The 21,375-nt window shown below is 74.1% G+C and carries 13 protein-coding genes; all 13 read right to left on the reverse strand.

What is annotated here, in order from left to right:
• Window positions 1-240: 240 nt before the first annotated feature.
• Window positions 241-3,606 (reverse strand): S8 family serine peptidase, encoded by a 3,366-nt coding sequence (locus tag ACWEQL_RS10335; protein WP_452149780.1) that lies wholly within the window; start codon window positions 3,604-3,606, stop codon window positions 241-243.
• A gap of 269 nt (window positions 3,607-3,875) precedes the next feature.
• Window positions 3,876-4,037, reverse strand: coding sequence for a hypothetical protein (locus tag ACWEQL_RS10340; RefSeq protein WP_452149781.1), 162 nt, complete (start codon window positions 4,035-4,037; stop codon window positions 3,876-3,878).
• Between the two features lie 413 nt (window positions 4,038-4,450).
• Window positions 4,451-6,034, reverse strand: a complete 1,584-nt coding sequence (gene serA, locus ACWEQL_RS10345; RefSeq protein ID WP_452149782.1) for a phosphoglycerate dehydrogenase — start codon at window positions 6,032-6,034, stop codon at window positions 4,451-4,453.
• A gap of 237 nt (window positions 6,035-6,271) precedes the next feature.
• Window positions 6,272-7,270 carry a ketol-acid reductoisomerase gene (gene ilvC / locus ACWEQL_RS10350; protein WP_452149783.1) on the reverse strand — a complete coding sequence of 333 codons (999 nt, stop codon included), beginning with the start codon at window positions 7,268-7,270 and terminating at the stop codon, window positions 6,272-6,274.
• Between the two features lie 131 nt (window positions 7,271-7,401).
• Window positions 7,402-7,926 carry an acetolactate synthase small subunit gene (ilvN, locus tag ACWEQL_RS10355; protein ID WP_452149784.1) on the reverse strand — a complete coding sequence of 175 codons (525 nt, stop codon included), beginning with the start codon at window positions 7,924-7,926 and terminating at the stop codon, window positions 7,402-7,404.
• A gap of 36 nt (window positions 7,927-7,962) precedes the next feature.
• Window positions 7,963-9,816: an acetolactate synthase large subunit gene (locus tag ACWEQL_RS10360; RefSeq protein WP_452149785.1), complete on the reverse strand. Its 1,854-nt coding sequence runs from the start codon at window positions 9,814-9,816 to the stop codon at window positions 7,963-7,965.
• A 312-nt stretch (window positions 9,817-10,128) separates the two neighbouring features.
• On the reverse strand, window positions 10,129-13,089 hold the full coding sequence (locus ACWEQL_RS10365) for a putative bifunctional diguanylate cyclase/phosphodiesterase (RefSeq protein ID WP_452149819.1): 2,961 nt from the start codon (window positions 13,087-13,089) through the stop codon (window positions 10,129-10,131).
• Window positions 13,090-13,676: 587 nt separating this feature from the next.
• Window positions 13,677-16,739 (reverse strand): helix-turn-helix transcriptional regulator, encoded by a 3,063-nt coding sequence (locus ACWEQL_RS10370; protein ID WP_452149786.1) that lies wholly within the window; start codon window positions 16,737-16,739, stop codon window positions 13,677-13,679.
• Window positions 16,740-16,870: 131 nt separating this feature from the next.
• A complete protein-coding gene (locus tag ACWEQL_RS10375) occupies window positions 16,871-17,032 on the reverse strand; it encodes a hypothetical protein (protein WP_452149787.1) in 162 nt (53 codons plus the stop codon).
• Between the two features lie 244 nt (window positions 17,033-17,276).
• Window positions 17,277-18,785: an Asp-tRNA(Asn)/Glu-tRNA(Gln) amidotransferase subunit GatB gene (gene gatB / locus ACWEQL_RS10380; RefSeq protein WP_452149788.1), complete on the reverse strand. Its 1,509-nt coding sequence runs from the start codon at window positions 18,783-18,785 to the stop codon at window positions 17,277-17,279.
• A 78-nt stretch (window positions 18,786-18,863) separates the two neighbouring features.
• Window positions 18,864-19,103 carry a hypothetical protein gene (locus ACWEQL_RS10385; RefSeq protein WP_452149789.1) on the reverse strand — a complete coding sequence of 80 codons (240 nt, stop codon included), beginning with the start codon at window positions 19,101-19,103 and terminating at the stop codon, window positions 18,864-18,866.
• Window positions 19,100-20,593: an Asp-tRNA(Asn)/Glu-tRNA(Gln) amidotransferase subunit GatA gene (gatA, locus tag ACWEQL_RS10390; protein ID WP_452149790.1), complete on the reverse strand. Its 1,494-nt coding sequence runs from the start codon at window positions 20,591-20,593 to the stop codon at window positions 19,100-19,102. The genes ACWEQL_RS10385 and gatA overlap by 4 nt, the downstream gene beginning before the upstream one ends.
• A 5-nt stretch (window positions 20,594-20,598) precedes the next feature.
• Window positions 20,599-20,895: an Asp-tRNA(Asn)/Glu-tRNA(Gln) amidotransferase subunit GatC gene (gene gatC / locus ACWEQL_RS10395; RefSeq protein WP_035845952.1), complete on the reverse strand. Its 297-nt coding sequence runs from the start codon at window positions 20,893-20,895 to the stop codon at window positions 20,599-20,601.
• Window positions 20,896-21,375 lie beyond the last annotated feature (480 nt).

Below are 21,375 nucleotides of genomic sequence, written 5' to 3' on the forward strand. Positions count from 1 at the left end.
CATCCCCCCACCCCCCACACAACCCCCCCCCCCAAAACCCACATCCCCACCACCACCCTCACCCCACCCCCCCCCGCCCCCCCCCCCCCCCCACCCCCCCCCCCCCCCCCCGGGGGGCGGCCCCCGGCCGCCCCGACGAGGCGGGCGGGGCGGACCCGGCCTGACCCCGGGGAGCGGGCCGTGACGCGGCCGGGCCCGCCGTCGGGGTGACGGCGGGCCCGGGTCGGGGCGGGGTCGGGCTCAGGGGAGCTGGAGGATCTCGGTGCGCAGGGGTTCGGGGTTGAGGTGGTGGAGGAGCAGCAGCCGGGACTGGTCGCCGGCGGCGCGGCGGACGTCGAGGACGGTGCCCGGCCGGACCTCGGCGACCACGGCGGGCGGCCCGGAGATCCCGGCGCGGACGTCGAGCGCGGGGTGCTCGGCGTCGAACGCCAGGGTGGGCCGGGTGCCGCGCAGCCCGATGACGGAGAAGGCCTGCGCCGGGTCGGGCGTACCGGCGGCGACGGCGCCCGTCCAGAGCGCGTAGCGCAGGTTCTTGCGCGTGCCCGTGCCCGGGAGGCTCGCCAGGCGGACCGGGAGGACCAGCGCGTCACTGTCCAGCAGCGCGGTCTCGGTGTCGCCCCAGCGGGCGTTCAGCGGCTGGACGTCGAGTTCGGCCCCGGTGCGGGCGTCCAGGGTCCGGGCGACCAGGACGTCGCTGCCGCGCAGGCGGTCGGCCTTGACGTACGCGTCGGTGGTCCCGTCCCCGTCAGTGTCCAGGGAGGCGCGGACGGCGAACACCCCGACCGGAGTGGTGGCCGGGGCCCACACCCGGGCGCCCAGGTACAGCGTGCCGTCGGCGACCGCCGCGCCGGCCGCGCGCAGGTTGGCGGCGCGGTCGCCGGGGCGTTCCACGCAGATCGCCTCGGGGGCGGCCGGTCCGGCGGCCGTGTCCTCCTCGGGCACGATGCCCGCGCCGGGCCCGACGGCGGCGCCGCTGCCGCCGGCCGGGCAGTCCGGCCAGCGCGTGCCCTCGCCGCCGAGCGCGAAGGCGCTGAGCAGGCCGGGGCGTCCGCCGGGGGCGGAGCTGCCGTTGAGGGCGACCACGGCGGAGGCGGCGGAGGTGCGGACCTGTACGGCGGCGGTGAGGCCGGTCGCCGGGCGCGGGGCGGCGAGGACGGGCACCCGCAGCTGCGGCAGGTCCGGGTCGGCCGGGGTGAGCAGCAGACGGCCGGAGAGCTCGGCCCGGTAGCTGCGGGCACGGCCGCCCTGCAGCAGGGCGATGGTCGGGTCGGGGGCGCGCCCGAGCTCGCCGGGGACGCTCAGGGTGACGGTGACCCGGGCGGTGCCGCCGGCGGGCACGGTGACCCGCTCGGGCGTCACCTCGAAGCGCGCGCCGGGCACCTCGGTGGCGGCGGCGTAGCCGGTGCGGTACTCCAGGGCGGTGCCGGACAGGTTGCGGACCTCGACCTCGCGGCCGAGGCTCAGCGGCCCGCCGACGGCGACCGGGCCGAAGGAGACGCCGACGGAGCCGGGCACGGCACCGTCCCCGGCGGCGAGGGCGACGGCGGGGGTGCGGACGGCCCGGTCGACCCGGGCGCGGCCGGCGCCGGTGCGTTCGGGGCCGTAGACCGGGCCGCCGTGGTCGTCGCCGAGCCAGGTGTCCTCGGCGGTGTTCATCAGCGCGGCCTTGACCTGCTCGACCGTGTGACCGGGGTGGGCGGCGCGGACCAGCGCCGCGAGACCGGCCACGTGCGGGGTGGCCATCGAGGTGCCGTCCTCGCGCATGCCGGCGGTGCCGGTGGCGACGGCGGCCGACCAGATGGTCTCGCCGGGCGCGGCCAGGTCGGGCTTGACCACGCCGGGGACGCCGATGCCGCGCGAGGTGAAGTCGGTGAGGGTGTCGGTGCGCTGCGGCTGCTCCTGCGGGACCACACCGTGCAGCGGGTTGCCGGGGGTGGCGAGCCGTACCCGTACCGGGCCGGCGGCGGCGCCCTGGCGCAGCCGTTCGCCGTCGGCCCGGCCGAGCAGCACGGCGGGGACGCGGTCGTTGCCCGCGATCTCGGCGAGGTGGTCGTCGACGGCGGCGAGCACGACGCCGATCGCCCCGGCGTCGGCCGCGTGGTCGGCGCGGGCGGCCGAGCCGCAGGCCCGTTCGGACTCGCGGGTGGCCCAGGCGAGAACGGCGATCCGCCCGGTGAGCCGCTGCCGGTCGGCCTCGGTGAAGGCGGCGCAGCCGTCGGCCTGGTCGGCGGGCAGGGCCAGCTCACCGGTGACCTCGGCGGTGGACCAGCCCTGGTAGCGGCCGCTCCAGTGGCCGGGGACGGTGCCGGCGAGCGCTTGCGGCGCGAGGACCTCGATCCCGTCGGCGTCGCCGTGCGGGTCGACGGAGGCGGCGACGGCGAGGGCGCGGGGGGCGGTGCCGGGGCTGCCGCCGATGCCGTACACGTCGCCCTCGTTGCCGGCGGCCGCGACGACGACCGTGCCGAGGGCGGCGAGGTGGTCGGCGGCGACGGAGTCGGCGTCGTCGGTGTTGCCGAAGCGGCTGCCGAGCGAGAGGTTGACCACGTCGAGGCGGTCGGTGAGGTCGCCGTCGCCGTCCGGGTCGGCGGCGAGGTCCAGGGCCTCGGTGAGCTGCTCGGTGGCGCCGTCGCAACCGAACACCCGGATCGCGTACAGCTGCGCGCCGGGGGCGGCGCCGGGGCCGACCCGGAAGGCGGCCGGGTCGAGGCCGGGCCGGTAGGGGCCGGTGTAGGGGCGGCCGTCGGTGGTGACGCCGAGGCCGGCGGCGGTGCCGGCGACATGGGTGCCGTGGCCGTTGACGGCGCAGTCGATCGGGTTGTCGTCGGGGTGCGGGACGGGCTGGTGGCCGGGCGAGGCGGGGTCGGGGTCGTAGTCGTCGCCGACCAGGTCGCGGCCGCCGATCACCTTGGCGTTGGGGAAGAGCCCGGCGGGGGCCGTCCTGGCTCCGTCCACCGAGCGGAAGGCCTCCGGGGTGCCGGGGCCGCCGAAGTCGGCGTGGGTGTAGTCGATGCCGCTGTCGATGATGCCGATCCGCACACCCCGGCCGGTGTTGCCGCCGTCCGCGTCGCCGGACGGGCCCGCCCACACCCCGGGGGCGCCGGTGAGCGGGACGGAGTGGGCGTTGTCGCGGTTCTTGCGGACGATCGGGTGCACCGCGCGGACCCCGGGCAGGGCGCCGAGGGCGGGCAGCCGGTCGGCGGGGGCGCTGACGGCCAGGCCGGTGAGCAGGGTGCGGGTGCGGTAGAGCTCCCGGGCGGCGGGCGCGGCCGCGTGGACGTCCGCGGCGAGCCGGTCGAGCGCGTCGGCGGCGCGGGCCCGCTGCTCGGAGCCGGCGCGGGCGGCGGCCCGCTGGACGGCCTCCGGGGAGCGCCGGGCACGCCGGGCCTCGTCGCCGGCCCGTTGCCAGGCGGGGCCGGCGGCCTCGGTGGCGAGTTCGAGCAGGACGGGCACCGGGCGGGCGGTGCCCGGCGGCCCCTCGGTGGGGCGTGCCGCGGAGGGCGCCGCGGTCAGGGCGAGCGGCCCGGCGAGCAGGGCCAGGGCGAGCCCGGCCCGGACGATCGGGCGCCCGGGGGCACGGCGGCGGTGGACGGCGGACGGCTGGCGCACTGGGGCCTCTCCCCCGGCAAGGGGGACTGATCCGCACGTCGCGCCGCAGGTCGCGCCGCTGGCGCCCGCCGGTGCGGACGCCGATCACCCTTCCGGGGGCCCCAAATTAGGATGATCGCGCCGGAGAGTGCGAGCAACTTCCCTCCTACGGGGGTCACTTGCACTCTCCGGAGTGACGGAACCTCAGACCGTCCGGCTCATTCGGACGATTTTCACCAGAGTGCGGCGCAGACTCAGCCGCAGGGTCGTGGCGCGCACGGCCGGGCCCGTCAGAAGTGGCCGGTGGAGCCGCCGTTGTCACGGCGGTCGAGGGCGCGCTGCAGGGCGTCGGCCGCGAACCGGTTCGTCTCGACGGCGCGGCGGCGGCGCGGGGCGCGGGCGGGCGCGGCGGCCGGGGCGGGGGTGGCGTGGCGGTCTGCGGTGGGGGGCATACCTGGACTCCTTGGAAGCGGTGCGCGACACGGGGGCGCGCGGAGGGTGAGGAGGGGCACGCCGGGCAGGGATCGCCTGCCGCCGATGCGTACGGGCGCACACGGGCCACGCACCCTGGCTTGCAGGGGTGGCTCACCGTATGGCTCTTCCACGGTACAAAGCCGGGCGTGAACTGTCTGCACGAATAGTTGGATTTCCTAGTATCTGAGACGGGAGTCACCCGCCCGACGTACCGCACGGGTCCGGACGGCCGCCCCGACCTGCGGGAACCGGCCACGGAGGCGCTGCGGGGGCGCTGCGGGAAATCACGAGGGCCCGGACCACCACGGAGGTGGTCCGGGCCCTCGTCGTACGGGCGCGGCCCCGTACGGGCGTGCCCCGTACGGTGCGGATCAGGCGCGTCGGGCGCGGATCAGGCGCCGAGGTCGACCGAGCGGGCGAAGCGCGCCCCGATCTCGGAGGCGATCGCGGTGAGCACCTCCTGCGGGATCTGGCTGTCCACGGTGATGGAGGCCAGCGCGCCGCTGCCGTCGCGGGCGACCTGCATGCCGGCGATGTTGATGCCGGCGTCGCCGAGGTGGCGGCCGAGGACGCCGACGACGCCCGGGCGGTCCTCGTACTTGAAGAAGGCCATGTGGTCGGTCAGCGCGACGTCCACGTCGAAGGCGTCCACGCCGACGATCTTCTGGGTCTGCTTCGGGCCGGAGAGCGTGCCGGAGATGGCGATCTCCTCGCCGTCGGCGAGGGTGCCGCGCACGGTGATGACGTTGCGGTGCTCGGGGCTCTCGCTGGAGGTGGTCAGGCGCACCTCGACGCCACGCTCCTGGGCGAACAGCGGGGCGTTGACGTAGGACACCGTCTCCGCCACGACGTCCTCGAACACACCCTTGAGGGCGGAGAGTTCGAGCACCTTCACATCGTGCTGGGTGATCTCGCCGCGCACCTCGACGTCGAGGCGGACGGCCACCTCGCCGGCCAGCGCGGTGAAGATGCGGCCGAGCTTCTCGGCCAGCGGCAGACCCGGGCGCACGTCCTCGGCGATCACGCCGCCCTGGACGTTGACCGCGTCCGGCACCAGCTCGCCGGCCAGCGCCAGGCGCACCGAGCGGGCGACGGCGATGCCGGCCTTCTCCTGGGCCTCGTCGGTGGAGGCGCCCAGGTGCGGGGTGGCGACCACGTTGTCGAAGCCGAACAGCGGCGAGTCGGTGCACGGCTCCTTGGCGTACACGTCCAGGCCGGCGCCGGCCACCCGGCCGTCGCGCAGGGCGCTGGCGAGCGCGGCCTCGTCCACGATGCCGCCGCGGGCGGCGTTGACGATGCGGACGGTCGGCTTGACCTTGTGCAGCGCCTCGTCGCCGATCAGGCCGATGGTCTCCGGGGTCTTCGGGAGGTGGACGGTGATGAAGTCCGAGACCTCCAGCAGCTCCTCCAGCGAGACCAGCTTGACGCCCATCTGCGCGGCGCGGGCTGCCTGGATGTAGGGGTCGTACGCGACGATCTTCATGCCGAACGCGGACATCCGCTGGGCGACCAGGACGCCGATCCGGCCGAGGCCGACGACGCCGAGGACCTTCTCGCTGAGCTCGACGCCGGTGTACTTGTTGCGCTTCCACTCGCCGCCCTTGAGCGCGGCGTTGGCCGGCGCGATGTTGCGGGCGACCGAGATCAGCAGGCCGCAGGCGAGCTCGGCGGCGGTGACGATGTTGGAGGTCGGGGCGTTGACGACCATCACGCCGGCCTTGGTGGCGGCGGAGACGTCGACGTTGTCCAGACCGACGCCGGCGCGGGCGACGACCTTCAGCCTGCGGGCGGCGGCCAGGGCCTGCGCGTCCACCTTGGTGGCGGAGCGGATCAGGATCGCGTCGACGTCGGCGATGGCGGTCAGCAGCTCGTCCCGGTCCGCGCCGTTGCAGTGGCGGATCTCGAAGTCGGGGCCGAGGGCGTCGACGGTGGCGGGCGACAGCTCTTCGGCGATCAGTACTACGGATTTGCTCACGACAGTGTTGTCCTTAACTGTCCGGTTCACCCCGGCCCCGGCACGAGGGTGGCGTTGCCGGCGGGGGAAGGTGGCATGCCGCGTAGCTAGACGCACGACGCTGTGGGCCTGACGCGCACTCGGAAGTGTATCGACGGGCTGGGTGCCAGGCTGCTCCCGTCCGGCGAAATCACCCGGACGGGAGCAGCCTAGTTGTACAACGGGGGTACGAACGCCGGGCGGTGTCCCCCGGAGGCCTTACGCCTCTTCCTTGACCCAGCTCATCAGCTTGCGGAGCTTCTTGCCGGTGGTCTCCAGCAGGTGGTCCTCGTCGGCCTTCTTGTACTCGTTGTACTTGGGCAGGCCGGCCTTGTACTCGGCGATCCAGGTGTTGGCGAAGGTGCCGTCCTGGATCTCGGCGAGGACCTTCTTCATCTCGGCCTTGGTGGCGTCGGTGATGATCCGCGGGCCGGTGACGTAGTCGCCCCACTCGGCGGTCTCGGAGACCGACCAGCGCATCTTCTCCAGGCCGCCCTCGTACATCAGGTCGACGATGAGCTTCAGCTCGTGCAGGCACTCGAAGTAGGCGATCTCCGGCTGGTAGCCGGCCTCGACCAGGGTCTCGAAACCGGCCTTGACCAGGGCGGCGGTGCCACCGCAGAGGACGGCCTGCTCACCGAACAGGTCGGTCTCGGTCTCCTCGGTGAAGGTGGTCTTGATGACGCCGGCCTTGGTGGCGCCCAGGCCCTTGGCGTACGACAGGGCCAGCGCGAAGGCGCCGCCCGTGGCGTCCTGCTCGACCGCGACGATCGCGGGGACGCCGCGGCCCTCCTCGTACTGGCGGCGGACCAGGTGGCCCGGGCCCTTCGGGGCGACCATGCAGACGTCGACGTCGGCCGGGGGCTTGATGAAGCCGTAGCGGATGTTCAGGCCGTGGCCGAAGAACAGGGCGTCGCCGGCCTTCAGGTTCGGGGCGATGGACTCGTTGTAGACGTCGGCCTGGATCGGGTCCGGCACCAGGATCATGATGACGTCGGCCTCGGCCGCGGCCTCGGCGGGGGTGACCACGCGCAGGCCGGCCTCCTCGGCCTTGGCACGGGACGTGGAGTCCGCCTTGAGGCCGACCCGGACGTCCGCGCCGGAGTCGCGCAGGGACAGCGCGTGGGCGTGGCCCTGGCTGCCGTAACCGATGACCGCGACCTTGCGGCCCTGGATGATGGACAGGTCGGCGTCGTCTTCGTAGAACAGCTCGGCCACGGGGGCACATCTCCTTGCGTGGTGGTGTTGCCGGGTACTGCGGTTCCTACCGTATGCGGACCCGGGCTGGTGTGGGGCTTTGCTTCAGGGTGTGAGACGGGGCGCTCCGTGCGGGGAGCGCCGCCGGCGCCTCAGGCGCTGCGGTCGAGGGCCCGCAGCGAACGGTCGGTGATCGAGCGCGCGCCGCGCCCGATGGCGACCAGACCGGACTGGACGAGCTCCTTGATGCCGTACGGCTCCAGCATCCGGAGCATCGCCTCCAGCTTGTCCGAGCTGCCGGTGGCCTCGATGGTCACCGCGTCGGGCGACACGTCGACGGTCTTGGCACGGAACAGCTGGACGATCTCGACGATCTGGGACCGGGTCTCGTTGTCCGCCCGGACCTTCACCAGGACCAGTTCCCGCTGGATCGCAGCGGCCTGGTCGAGTTCGACGATCTTTATCACGTTCACGAGCTTGTTGAGCTGCTTGGTGACCTGCTCCAGCGGGAGGTCCTCGACGTTGACCACGATGGTCATCCGGGAGATGTCCGGGTGCTCGGTCGGGCCGACGGCGAGGGAGTCGATGTTGAAGCCCCGACGGGAGAAGAGCGAGGCGATGCGGGCGAGCACGCCGGGCTTGTTCTCGACCAGGACGGAGAGGGTGTGCTTGGACATGGGTCTCTTTCCGCTTAGTCCGTGGGTCTCGGGTGCTCAGTCGGTGTCGTCGCCGAAGTCCGGGCGGACGCCCTTGGCGAACTGGATCTCGTCGTTGCTGGTGCCGGCCGCGACCATCGGCCAGACCATGGCGTCCTGGTGGACGATGAAGTCGATGACCACCGGGCGGTCGTTGATCTCCATCGCCTGCTTGATCACCGCGTCGAGGTCCTCGGGGCGCTCGCAGCGCAGGCCGACGCAGCCCATCGCCTCGGACAGCAGCACGAAGTCGGGGATCCGGGTGCCCTGGGCCGGCGGCGCGATGCCGTCGTGGCCGGGGCCGGCGTGCAGCACGGTGTTGGAGTAGCGCTGGTTGTAGAAGAGCGTCTGCCACTGGCGGACCATGCCCAGCGAGCCGTTGTTGATGACCGCGACCTTGATCGGGATGTCGTTCAGGGCGCAGGTGACCAGCTCCTGGTTGGTCATCTGGAAGCAGCCGTCGCCGTCGATCGCCCAGACCGCCGTCTCCGGCAGGCCCGCCTTGGCGCCCATCGCGGCCGGGACGGCGTAGCCCATGGTGCCCGCGCCGCCCGAGTTGAGCCAGGTGCCCGGCTTCTCGAACCGGATGTACTGCGAGCTCCACATCTGGTGCTGGCCGACGCCCGCCGTGTAGATGGCCTCCGGGCCGACCAGCTGGCCGATCCGCTCGATCACCTGCTGCGGGGAGAGCCGGCCCTCGGGCGCGGGCTCGAAGCCCAGCGGGTAGGTCTTCTTCCACTCGTCGAGCTTGACCCACCAGTCGCCGTAGTCGGCCTTGTGGCCGGCGTCGAACTCGGCCTGGACGGCGACGATCAGGTCGGCCAGCACCTCGCGGGCGTCACCGACGATCGGCACGTCGGCCGGACGGTTCTTGCCGATCTCGGCCGGGTCGATGTCGGCGTGCACGACCTTGGCGTACGGGGCGAAGCTGTCCAGCTTGCCGGTGACCCGGTCGTCGAAGCGGGCGCCGAGGGTGAACAGCAGGTCCGCCTTCTGCAGCGCGGTGACGGCCGGCACCGAGCCGTGCATGCCGGGCATGCCCAGGTGCTGCGGGTGGCTGTCCGGGAAGGCGCCGAGCGCCATCAGGGTGGTGACGACCGGCGCGCCGGTCAGCTCGGCGAGGATCCGCAGCTCGGCCGTGGCGCGCGCCTTGATCACGCCGCCGCCGACGTACAGCACCGGGCGCTTGGCGCTCACCAGCATCTTCGCGGCCTCGCGGATCTGCTTGGCGTGCGGCTTGGTGACCGGGCGGTAGCCGGGCAGCGTGGCCTCGGCCGGCCAGCGGAAGGTGGTGGTCGCCTGGAGGGCGTCCTTGGCGATGTCGACCAGGACCGGGCCGGGGCGGCCGGTGGCGGCGATGTGGAACGCCTCGGAGATCACCCGGGGGATCTCGGCCGGGTCGGTGACCAGGTAGTTGTGCTTGGTGATCGGCATGGTGATGCCGCAGATGTCCGCCTCCTGGAAGGCGTCGGTGCCGATCGCCTTGGAGGAGACCTGGCCGGTGATGGCCACCATCGGCACCGAGTCCATGTAGGCGTCGGCGATCGGGGTCACCAGGTTGGTGGCGCCCGGGCCGGAGGTCGCCATGCAGACGCCGACCTTGCCGGTCGCCTGGGCGTAACCGGTGGCGGCGTGACCGGCGCCCTGCTCGTGGCGGACCAGGATGTGGCGCACCTTGGTGGAGTCCATCAGCGGGTCGTACGCGGGAAGGATGGCCCCGCCCGGGATGCCGAAGACGGTGTCCGCGCCGACGGCCTCCAGCGAGCGGATGAGCGACTGGGCGCCGGTCATGGTCTCGACGACGTGCTGGGGAGCGGGAGCGTGGGCGGCCGGGGTGTCCCCGCGGCGGGGGGATGCGGCGTGCTCGGTCATCTGCCTGTCTCTTCTCGGGTTCTGCCGGCCCGGATAGGAGGGTTCTATCGCATGCGGGCCGATCGCCGGCTCTGCCCCAATCGTCCTCCTTTTCCCCGTCGAGCGGGGCCGGCGGAGCGATCGGAGCCAGGGGTCTTGCGGTGGTGGAACAGCGTCAGTGCAACAAAAAACCCCTCGTGCCAAGGGCATGCGAGGGGTGGCGCGTCGGTCTGTCACGAGCGGGGCGTGCAGGCCCGCTCAGCCGACGCGCCCGCCAAGTACGAGAATTCGGGTGCGCATGGCAACGACCTTCCTCCGCTTCGGCACCGACTGTCAAGCAGGTGGGATCACAGTCTCGCCATGCGGACCGTGCCCCGGACCTGCCACGGCGCGGTGTTCGGGCTGGTCACAGGCACCGTGGTGATGTACGACACGTCCTCCCGTGGACTCCCCCCGGCCACCCGATCGGGCGTCCGCGGCCAGGTATCCGCGGCGTGTCGGGACGGGCCCGGGGGTTCTCGGCAGCGGGTACACCCGGCGGGCCAGGGCCCGTCGCAGCCGGGTCTCGTCCAGCGGCGGCGCGAAGGCGCTGCCCTGGCCCTGCCGGCAGCCGAGCTCCTGGAGGACGGCGAGCTGCCGGGGCAGGTCCACCCCCTCGGCGGCGGTGACCAGGCCCAGGTCCCGGGCCAGGCGCAGCGAGTGGCCGGCCAGGGCGCGGCTGAGCGCGGACTCGGCGAGGTCCTGGACCAGGGTGCGGTCCAGCTTGAGGCCGTCGAAGGGCAGCCGGGCGAGGGTGCCCAGCGAGCCGCCGCCGGCCCCGAAGCCGGCCACCGCGGTGGACACCCCGAGCCGGCGCAACGCGGCCAGCCGGCGGCCGAGTTCGTCCGCCAGGGCGTCCGGGCCCATCCGGGCCACCTCGATCACCAGCTGGCCCGGCGGCAGCCCGGTGTCGCGCAGCGCGGCGGTCACCGCCTCGTACATGCCCGGCGCGCAGAGCCGTTCGGCGGAGAGCCGGACCGACACCGGGACGGCGACCGCGCGCGGCCCGGCCGGCACCGCCCGGCGCAGCGCCGCCGCGGTGACCGCCTCGTGGATCAGCCAGCGGGAGAAGCGGGTGGCCGCGTCGCCGTGCTCGGCGGAGCGCAGGAACTCGGCCGGGGTGAGCAGCATGCCCTGCGCCGAGCGCCAGCGGGCCTGCGCCTCCACGGCGGTGACCGCGCCGCTGGCGAGGTCCACCACCGGCTGGTGCAGCAGGGTGAAGCTGCCCTCCCGGACGGCGACCCGCAGCCGTTCCTCCAGCTCGGTGCGGCGCTCCAGGTCGGCGCGCATGGCCGGGCTGTACAGCACCACCCGGCCCTTGCCCTCCGACTTGGCCCGGTACATCGCGAGGTCGGCGTTGCGCATCAGCTCGTCGGCGGCGGCTCTCGGGTCGGCCGCCGGGCCGCGCTCGGGGGTGCCGAAGGCGATCCCGATGCTGGCCGCGACGCCGAGTTCGGCCCCGCCGATCCAGTACGACTCGGAGAGCGCGACCCGCAGCCGCTCGGCGAGCTCCTGCACCTGGAGGCGGCCGAGCGGGCCGCAGACCAGCGCGGCGAACTCGTCCCCGCCGAACCGGGCGACGGTGTCCCCGCAGCGCACCGCCGCCTGGAGCCGGCGGGCGGCCTGGACCAGCAGCTCGTCGCCGACCTGGTGGCCGACGGTGTCGTTGACCGCCTTGAAGCCGTCCAGGTCGAGGAAGAGCACCGCGACGCCGGTGCCGGCCCCGTCCTCGGGCCCGTGCGGGCGGCCGTGCTCGTGGCCGCGTTCGCCGCGGGCGCCCAGCGCGGCGCGCAGCCGCAGCGCGAACAGCGCCCGGTTGGGCAGGTCGGTCAGCGGGTCGTGGAAGGCGTTGTGCTGCAACTGGGCCTGGAGCATGACGCGTTCGGTGACGTCCCGGCTGTTGAGGATCAGGCCGTCGCGGTAGCGGCTGACGGTGGACTCCACGTGCAGCCACTCGCCGCCGCCGGAGCGGATCCGGCACTCCACCCGGGCGGAGGCCTCGGCGGCGCCGGGGGCGCGGTGCGCGGCGAGCCGGCCGCGGGCCAGGAAGCGGCGCACCTCCTGCAGCACCCGCTCGACGTCCTCGGGGTGGACCAGGTCGAGCAGCCCGCCGCCGACCAGCTCCTCCGGGTCGCGCCCGTAGACGCCGAGCGCGGCCGGGGAGACGTAGCTGAGCGTGCCGTCCGCGTCGGCGATCATGATGACGTCGCTGGAGCCCTGCACCAGGGAGCGGAAGTGCGCCTCCTTCTGGGCGAGTTCCTGCGCCAGCGAGAGGTTGTCCAGCAGCATCACGCCCTGCCGCAGGATCAGCGCCAGGCCGACCGTGCAGGCGGCCGCGGCCACCACCCGGTCCAGCGGGCGGCCGCCGAGCGCGTTGTAGAGGATGCCGGCGGTGCAGACGCCGGCCGCCGCGTACGGGGTGAGCGCGCTGAAGGTGGTGGCCACCCGGCGGCGCGGGGTGCCGCCGGCCGAGGGGTGCTCACGGCTGGGCCGGCGCCAGCGCGGGGACCAGGGCGCCCAGGCGAGCAGCACGCTGCCGGCGAACCAGCCGGCGTCCAGCAGCTCGCCGGAGCGGTAGCCGCTGCGCAGCTCGGGGGTGGTGAACAGGGCGTCGCAGATCACCGTGACGGCCAGCCCGACCATGGCGGTGTGCACGGCCGCCCGGTTGCCGTCCCGGCCGCCGAAGCGCAGGCCGACGACCAGCGAGACCAGCAGGATGTCCAGCACCGGGTAGGCCAGGTTGAGGGCCAGCCGCAGCGGGGAGCCGTCCTCGCCGGCCGCCACCCGGCCGAGCGCCAGGCTCCAGCTGAGGGTGAACAGCGAGCCGGCGACCAGCCAGGCGTCCAGCAGCAGGCAGAGCCAGCCGGCCGCGTTGCGCGGGCGCTGGGCGAGCACCACCACGCCGGTGATGGCGAGCGGGGCGAACAGCAGGAAGGCGTACTCGGCGAGCGAGTCCTCCGGCAGCGGGGAGCGCAGCACCAGCTCGTACCAGCCCCAGGTGCCGTTGCCGAAGGAGACCATCAGCGAGGAGAGGCCGAACAGCAGCCAGGCCGGCCGGGCGTGGCCGTTGACCGTGCAGCCGTACGCGAGGCAGGACAGCGCCGCGGCCAGGGCCGCCGCGGCGAGCCCGAAGTCCCCCATGAAGACGGCGATCTGGCGGGAGCCCCAGCCGAGGGCGGCGCCGGCCGCGTAGGCCAGGCAGAGCGCGGCGAGGGCGGCACCGGGCAGCCGGCGGCTGTGCAGCAGGCGGCACAGGAGGTGCTCCGGGGCGGCCTGCGGGTCGGTCTGCGGACCGGCCTGCGGGTCCGGCGGCCCGGCCGGGCCGGACGACTCCGGGGCGTGCCCGGAAGGCGGCGCGGACGGCACGGACGGCTCCGCGGGCGGGGGCAGGACGGACGCTCCGACCGGCGCGGACGTGTCGGCGCCCGGCACCCCCGGCCGCCCGGCCCCGGGCAGCACCGCATCGGTGGAGCTCACTCGGCCTCTCCCCCTCCGGCCCGGGACCTGGCGCCCCGGACACGGGCCACCGGCCGCGCACCCGGTGGACGTACGCGGTGTCCTGGCGCCCCGTCAGGGCTGCGGCCCAGGGGGTACCCGGCCTGCCGGCCGGCGCACCGCACCGATGTTCCCACCCGGGACACTACACCACCTCGGTCACTCAATGAGACGCACACTCAACTTAGAGTAATGGCCCCGGGGTAGGGAAATGCACCCGATTCCCCCGGATCGGCCCGGTTGGCGGCGGCGCGCGGACGGGGGCTCACGCGGCGCGCACGGGAGCACGAAGCGGCGCCCGTCCCCACCCGGGGGACGGGCGCCGCCCGGCGGGGACGGGCCGGCGGTCAGTCGCCGACCGGGGCCAGCTCCTCCGGGAAGAGCCGCAGGCGGTGCGCCAGCGCGGCCGCCTCGCCCCGGCCGGCCACCTCCAGCTTGCCGAGGATGTTGGAGACGTGGACGCTCGCGGTCTTCGGCGAGATGTACAGCTCCTCGGCGATCTGGCGGTTGGTGCGGCCCCGGGCGAGCAGCCGGAGCACGTCCCGCTCACGGGGGGTGAGCCCGAACGGATCCGCGCCGGCCGGTGCCCGGGTGCCCCCGGCGGCCGCGGCGGGCCCGGACAGGGCCAGGCCGGCCCGCTCGGCGAGCGCGGTGATCTCCCCCAGCAGGTGGACGTCACCCCGGACCCGGGCCAGCTCCCGCGCCTCGCGCAGCAGTTCGGCGCCCTCCTCCCGGCGGCCGGCCACCACCTCGGCCTCGGCGCCCCGCAGCAGTGCCAGCACCAACGGGTACGGCAGCCCGGTGGTCCGCAGCTCGCCCGCCGCGGCGGCCCAGTGCGCGGCCGTGTCGGCGCCCTCGGCGCGGGCGAGTTCGCCCTCCAACAGGCGGGCCCAGCCGTGGTGCAGCGGCGCCTTGGGGCGCAGCCCGGCGGCCGCGGCGGTGATCCTGGCCAGCGCCTCGGCCCGGCCCTCGGCGGCCTCCGGCAGGCCCCGGCTGTCGGCCTCCGCGCCGGCCGCGTCCACCAGCAGCGGGTAGAAGTCCGCCTCGTAGCCCACCGCGACACCGTCGTCCAGCGCGGCCCGGAGTTCGGCGCGGGCGTCCAGCGGCCGTCCGCTGCGGGCGGCCAGCCGCAGCGCCAGCTGGCTGATCGGGATGGCGTGCTGCACCTGGCCGACCCGGTTGGCGGCCCGGGCCTGGGCGAGCAGGCCGGCCGCGGCGGCCAGGTCCCCGCGCATCAGGGCGAGTTCGCCGCGCATCCGGTCGAGGAACTCGGTGTGGGTGCCGCCGGTGCCGGTCCGGTCGGAGCCGGCGAGCACCGCGGCGGCCTCGTCGAGGCGGCCGACGTCGACCAGCGCCTCGGCCAGGTTGCCCGTCAGGATGCTGCCGGTGTTGCGCAGCAGGCCGGTGCTGTCGGCGGCCTCCAGGCCCTCCCGGGCCAGCTCCACCGCCTCCTGCGAGCGGCCGAGCGAACGCAGCATGCTGGCCAGGTTGTTGATGCCGCGCAGCAGCACGTCCGGCATGCCGAGCCGGCGGGTGGCGGCGATCGCCTCGGTCAGCGCGGCGACCGCCCGGTCCGGATCGTCGTCGAGGCCGTAGCGCAGGCTGCCGAGGGTCATCAGGGCGTGCTGCTCGACGGCGTGGGCGCCGACCTCGCGGGCGATCGCGACGGCCCGCTCGGCCAGTTCGATGTGCTCGCGGGTGGGGCTGCCGAGCATCGCGATACCCGCGCCGAGCGCGAAGACCTCGGCCTGGACGGCGGACGGCGGCAGGTTCTCCACCAGGCGGTGGGCGTAGCCGATCTCCTCGTCGTCACCGGAGCGGCGCAGATGGCCGAGCATCCGCGCCCGGTTCATCCGGAACCAGGCCGAGCGGACCGGGTTGCGGGGCTCGTCGACCAGCTTCAGCGCCCGCTTGGACAGGCTCAGCCCGCGCTCGCGGTCGCCGCTGCGGCGGGCCGCCACCACGGCCTCGGCCAGCACGTCGATCAGCTGCAGCCGCTCGCAGGCGACCAGGGCCTCACCCTCCGGCGCGGCGGGGTCACAGGCGGCCGGCGGGTAGGTCTCGGCCCAGTCGTACGGGCGCAGGGTGTTGGCGCGGACGTCCTCGGAGACCTGGTCCCACAGCTCCAGGGCGCGCTCCAGCATCCGCAGCTGCTCGGCGAAGGCGTTGCGGCGGCGGGCGGCGCGGGCCGCGTCCAGGGCGGTCGGCAGGGCCCGGTCGGGGTCGTGCGCCTGGTACCAGTAGTTGGCCAGCCGGGCGGGCAGCACGTCCGCGCCGACCAGGTGCGGGCGCCGCTCCAGGGCGGCGGCGTAGCGGCGGTTGATCCGGTGCCGCTCACCGGGCAGCAGGTCGTCCGAGACCGCCTCGCGCACCAGCGCGTGCCGGAACCGGTAGCCGTCGCCGTCGGTGTCCGGGCGCAGGATGCTGGCGCCGACGGCGGCGCGCAGCGACTCGATCAGCTCCTCCTCGTCGTCGTCCAGGACGGCGGCGAGCAGCGCGTGTTCGACGTAGGAGCCGCCCTCGGCGGCGATCCGCAGCACCCGCTGGGTCTCCTCGTCCAGGGCCTCCACCCGGACCAGCAGGATGTCGCGCAGCGAGTCGGTGAGCCCGGCCGCGCAGCCGCTCTGGAAGGCGGTGGCGAGCTCCTCGACGAAGAAGGGGTTGCCCTCGGAGCGGCGGTGGATGCGGTCGACCAGCTCGCCGTCCGGCGCGGTGGTGCCAAGGATGCCGGCCAACTGCTCGGCGACCTCGCCGCGTTCGAACCGGGCCAGCTCCAGCCGCTGGACGGTGCGCAACCGTTCGAGCTCGGCGAGGAAGGGTCTGAGCGGGTGGCGGCGGTGCAGGTCGTCGCTGCGGTAGGTGGCGACCAGCAGCACCCGGGCCCGGTGCAGGGTGCGGACCAGGTAGGCGAGCAGCTCCCGGGTGGAGCGGTCGGACCAGTGCAGGTCCTCCACGGCGAGGACGAGGGTACGGTCCGCGCCGAGCCGTTCGAACAGCCTCGCGGTGTGCTCGAACAGCCGGGCCCGGCCGTACTCGTCGTTGGCCTCGCCGTCGGCGGCCTCCCCGAAGTCGGGCAGCAGCCGGGCCAGATGACCCTCCATGCCGGCGGCCGCGGCCTCCAGTTCGCCGCCCAGGGTGCGGTGCAGCCGGCGCAGCGCGGCGGACAGCGGCGCGTACGGCAGTCCCTCGGCGCCGACCTCCAGACAGCCGCCCAGCGTGGTCACCACGCCCCCGGCGTCGGCGGCCTGACGGAGGAACTCCTCCAGCAGCCGGGTCTTGCCGACCCCCGCCTCGCCGCCGACCAGCACGGTCTGCGGGAGCCCCGACCTGGCCCGGTCCAGCGCCTGGGCGAGTGCGGTGATCTCGGTGCCACGGCCGACGAAGACGGGACTCACCGATATCTGCTGCATGGAGGCGAGCATGCCATAAACGTCGTGCGCGCTCCGACCGGTTATCCCGCTCCCCGGACGCCCGGAGGGGGAGGCGCTCCCCCGCGGCGCCTCCCCCTCCGTCATGTCCTCGGCACCCGGGTGCCGGTCCGTCAGCATTCGGACGGACGGACGGCGCGCCGCTGGATGCGGAAGCCGACGTTCGGCCGCCGTCCGGTGCGTCCGGCGGTCTTCGCCTCGCGGACCAGGCGCTCGTGCTCGGCGTGGGCCTGGAGCTCCAGGGCCTGCTGCTGGATGAGCTCGTACTCGATCACGGTGTTTCCCCTCGTGGGTTTCGCTGTCTCTCTCGTGCTGAGTACAGACTGCTCCCCCAGGGGGGCGGGCCACATCGGCAGACTGCCGGATCTTCCGGGGCCGGTCCGCCTTAGACCCGGGGCCCGGACGGCACCCGGGCGGACCACGGATAGGGCAAAGGCCCGGCCCTACCCCCTTATGCGGGGTAAGACCGGGCCTCATTCGTCTAAGTAGGCCTTAGGGCGCCTTAGACACCTTGGAAACTCAGGCGGAGACGCCCAGCTTCTCAAGGATCAAATCCTTGACGCGCGCCGCGTCGGCCTGACCGCGGGTGGCCTTCATGACCGCGCCGACCAACGCGCCCACCGCGGCGACCTTGCCGTCGCGGATCTTGGCGGCGACCGCCTCGTTCTCGGCGATGGCCTGGTCGACCGCGGCGCCGAGCGCGGAGTCGTCCGAGACCACGGCCAGGCCGCGCTTCTCGACGACCTCGTCCGGCTCGCCCTCGCCGGCCAGCACGGCCTCGATGACCTGGCGGGCCAGCTTGTCGTTCAGCTTGCCCTCGGCGACCAGCGCGGTGACCCGGGCGACCTGCACCGGGGTGATCGGCTGCTCGGCCAGCTCGGTACCGGTCTCGTTGGCGCGGCGGGCCAGCTCGCCCATCCACCACTTGCGGGCCTGATCGGCCGGGGCGCCGGCGGCGATGGTCTCCAGGATCGGCTCGACCGCGCCGGCGTTCAGCACCGACTGCATGTCCTTGTCGGACAGGCCCCACTCGCCCTGCAGCCGGGCCCGGCGCACCCGCGGCAGCTCGGGCAGCGCGGCGCGCAGCTCCTCCACCCAGTCGCGCGAGGGCGCGATCGGGACGAGGTCCGGCTCCGGGAAGTAGCGGTAGTCCTCGGCGTTGTCCTTGATCCGGCCCGAGGTGGTGCTGCCGTCGTCCTCGTGGAAGTGGCGGGTCTCCTGGACGATGGTGCCGCCCTCGCCCAGCACCGTGGCGTGCCGCTGGATCTCGAACCGGGCGGCCCGCTCGACGCTGCGCAGCGAGTTGACGTTCTTGGTCTCGGAGCGGGTGCCGAAGGTCTCGGTGCCGTTGGGGCGCAGCGACAGGTTGACGTCGCAGCGCATCTGGCCCTTGTCCATCCGGGCCTCGGAGACGCCCAGCGAGCGGATCAGCTCGCGCAGCTCGGCGACGTACGCCTTGGCGACCTCGGGGGCGCGCTCGCCGGCACCGACGATCGGCTTGGTGACGATCTCGATCAGCGGGATGCCGGCCCGGTTGTAGTCCAGCAGCGAGTGGGTGGCACCGTGGATGCGGCCGGTGGCGCCGCCGACGTGGCTGGACTTGCCGGTGTCCTCCTCCATGTGGGCGCGCTCGATCTCCACGCGGAAGACCGTGCCGTCCTCCAGCTGCACGTCGAGGTGGCCGTTGAAGGCGATCGGCTCGTCGTACTGCGAGGTCTGGAAGTTCTTGGGCATGTCCGGGTAGAAGTAGTTCTTCCGCGCGAACCGGCACCACTCGGCGATCTCGCAGTTCAGCGCCAGGCCGATCTTGATCGCCGACTCCACGCCGACCGCGTTGACCACCGGCAGCGAGCCCGGCAGGCCCAGACAGGTCGGGCAGACCTGGCTGTTCGGCTCGGCGCCCAGCTCGGTCGAGCAACCGCAGAACATCTTGGTCTTGGTGCCCAGCTCGACGTGGACCTCAAGGCCCATCACCGGGTCGTACGACGCGAGAGCGTCCTCGTAGGAGACCAGGTTCATGACGCTCACAGCGTCCCCTTCACTAAAAGCTTTCGGAGGTAGCGGCCCGGCCCGCGCGGACGGCGGGCCGGGCCGCTCGGGGCTCGGTCAGCCCAGCAGCACGTCGTCGTCGCCGAGCCGGCGCAGCTCGCGCACCAGCAGGGCGGTCCCGGTGACCAGGGCCGCGGCACCGACCAGGGCGTTGATCAGCTTGAGGGTGTCGTTCTCGGACCGGGCCTTCTTGACGTCCTTGACGATGGAGATCGCCCCGAACGCGCTGGTGCCGATGGACAGCCACAGGCCGGGCTTCGAGTGCTTGAAACCCTTGGCCTTCTCGATCTTGCTCACAGTGCCGGTGCCTCCTCCAGCAGGGGGTGCCCCCACTTGTCGTTGAGTGCGGCCTCGACGGCGCCGCCCACGCGGTACAGGCGGTCGTCCGCCATCGCGGGTGCGATGATCTGCAGGCCGACCGGAAGATTGTCCTCCGGGGCCAGGCCGCAGGGCAGCGACATGGCCGCGTTGCCCGCCAGGTTGGACGGAATCGTGCACAGGTCGGCCAGGTACATCGCCATCGGGTCGTCGGCGCGCTCGCCGATCGGGAAGGCGGTGGTCGGCGTGGTCGGGGAGACCAGCACGTCCACGCCGGCGAAGGCGGCGTCGAAGTCCCGCGAGATGAGGGTGCGGACCTTCTGGGCCGAGCCGTAGTAGGCGTCGTAGTAACCCGAGGAGAGGGCGTAGGTGCCCAGGATGATGCGGCGCTTCACCTCGGGGCCGAAGCCGGCCTCACGGGTGAGGGCGGTGACGTCCTCGGCGGAGCGGGAGCCGTCATCGCCGACCCGCAGGCCGTAGCGCATCGCGTCGAAGCGGGCCAGGTTAGAGGAGGCCTCGCTCGGCGCGATCAGGTAGTACGCGGGCAGCGCCAGGGTGAAGGACGGGCAGGAGACCTCGACGACCTCGGCGCCCAGCTCGCGCAGCAGTTCCACGGACTCGTTGAACCGCTGCATCACGCCGGCCTGGTAGCCCTCGCCGGCGAACTCCTTGACCACGCCGATCCGCATGCCGCGGACGTCGCGCAGCTTCGCGGCCTCGACCACGGCCGGGACCGGCGCGTCGATCGAGGTGGAGTCCAGCGGGTCGTGGCCGGCGATGGCCTCGTGCAGCAGCGCCGCGTCCAGGACCGTACGGGCGCAGGGGCCGCCCTGGTCGAGGCTGCTGGAGAACGCCACCAGGCCGTAGCGGGAGACCGAACCGTAGGTCGGCTTGACGCCGACGGTGCCGGTGACCGCGCCGGGCTGGCGGATCGAGCCGCCGGTGTCGGTGCCGATCGCCAGCGGGGCCTCGTAGGCGGCCAGCGCGGCGGCCGAGCCGCCGCCGGAGCCGCCGGGGATGCGGGAGAGGTCCCACGGGTTGCCGGTCACGCCGTAGGCGGAGTTCTCGGTGGAGGAGCCCATCGCGAACTCGTCCATGTTGGTCTTGCCGAGGATCACCACGCCGGCGTCCTTCAGACGCGTGGTCAGGGTGGCGTCGTACGGCGGGACCCAGCCTTCGAGGATCTTGGATCCGCAGGTGGTCGGCACGCCCTTGGTGGTGAAGACGTCCTTGAGCGCGAGCGGGACGCCGGCCAGCGGGCCCAGCTCCTCGCCCTTGGCGCGCTTGGCGTCGACGGCCCGGGCGGCGCTCAGCGCGCCCTCGGTGTCCACGTGCAGGAAGGCGTTGACCTTCTGGTCGACGGCCTCGATGCGGTCCAGGTGCGCCTGGGCGACCTCGACGGCGGAGACCTCGCCCTTGGCGATCGCGGAGGCGGTCTCGGCGGCGGTGAACTTGATCAGCTCGGTCATCTCGGTCAGTCCTCCCCGAGGATCTGCGGCACACGGAAACGCTGCTCCTCGGCGGCGGGGGCGCCGGCCAGCGCCTGCTCCGGGGTGAGCGACGGCCGCACCTCGTCCGCGCGCATGACGTTGGTCAGCGGCAGCGGGTGGGAGGTCGGCGGGACGTCCTGTCCGGCGACCTCGGAAACGCGGGCGACCGCGCCGATGATCACGTCGAGCTGCTCGGCGAAGTGGTCCAGCTCTTCGGCCTGCAACTCAAGACGCGACAGCCGAGCGAGGTGGGCGACCTCCTCGCGCGTGATGCCAGGCATGCAGCGATCCTCAGGGTGAGTTCTGGTGAGGCCCGGCGGTGCCGTCAGGCGGTACCGGGCCCGGACGGGGCGGCCCGGTGGGCGCCCCCGTCCTCTTGGTCTGTGGGCCCATCCTATGGGGCGAGGCCCCACCCCCGGCGAACGAGTAACCCCGGTGCGCGGTCACCGGGGGCCCGGGGCGGGCCCGACGGGCCCCCGGGGGCGGCCCCCGGAGGCCGTCACTGCGGGCGGGTCTGCGCCCAACTCTGCGCGCCGGGCGCGTTGATCTCCAGCTTCGCGGACTGCACCGACTGCGCCACCGGTTGGATCACGGGCTGGATCACCGGTTGGATCACCGGCTGGCGGGCGGCCGGCAGGACCGGCGGCAGCACGGGCTTGATCACCGGCGGCAGGGCCTGCGGCAGCAGCGGCTGGCCGGTCGGTCCGACGGGCGCGACCGGGGCCGGCGGCTGGGGCGCCGGATGGGCGTACGGCTGGGCG

This window comes from Kitasatospora sp. NPDC004240, from assembly GCF_053603215.1.

Coding starts and splice junctions, on each gene's coding strand:
- gatC (WP_035845952.1), bottom strand. CDS start 20,895: ATGCCTGGCATCACGCGCGAGGAGGTCGCCCACCTCGCTCGGCTGTCG.
- ACWEQL_RS10340 (WP_452149781.1), bottom strand. CDS start 4,037: ATGCCCCCCACCGCAGACCGCCACGCCACCCCCGCCCCGGCCGCCGCG.
- ACWEQL_RS10370 (WP_452149786.1), bottom strand. CDS start 16,739: ATGCAGCAGATATCGGTGAGTCCCGTCTTCGTCGGCCGTGGCACCGAG.
- ilvN (WP_452149784.1), bottom strand. CDS start 7,926: ATGTCCAAGCACACCCTCTCCGTCCTGGTCGAGAACAAGCCCGGCGTG.
- ACWEQL_RS10360 (WP_452149785.1), bottom strand. CDS start 9,816: ATGACCGAGCACGCCGCATCCCCCCGCCGCGGGGACACCCCGGCCGCC.
- gatA (WP_452149790.1), bottom strand. CDS start 20,593: ATGACCGAGCTGATCAAGTTCACCGCCGCCGAGACCGCCTCCGCGATC.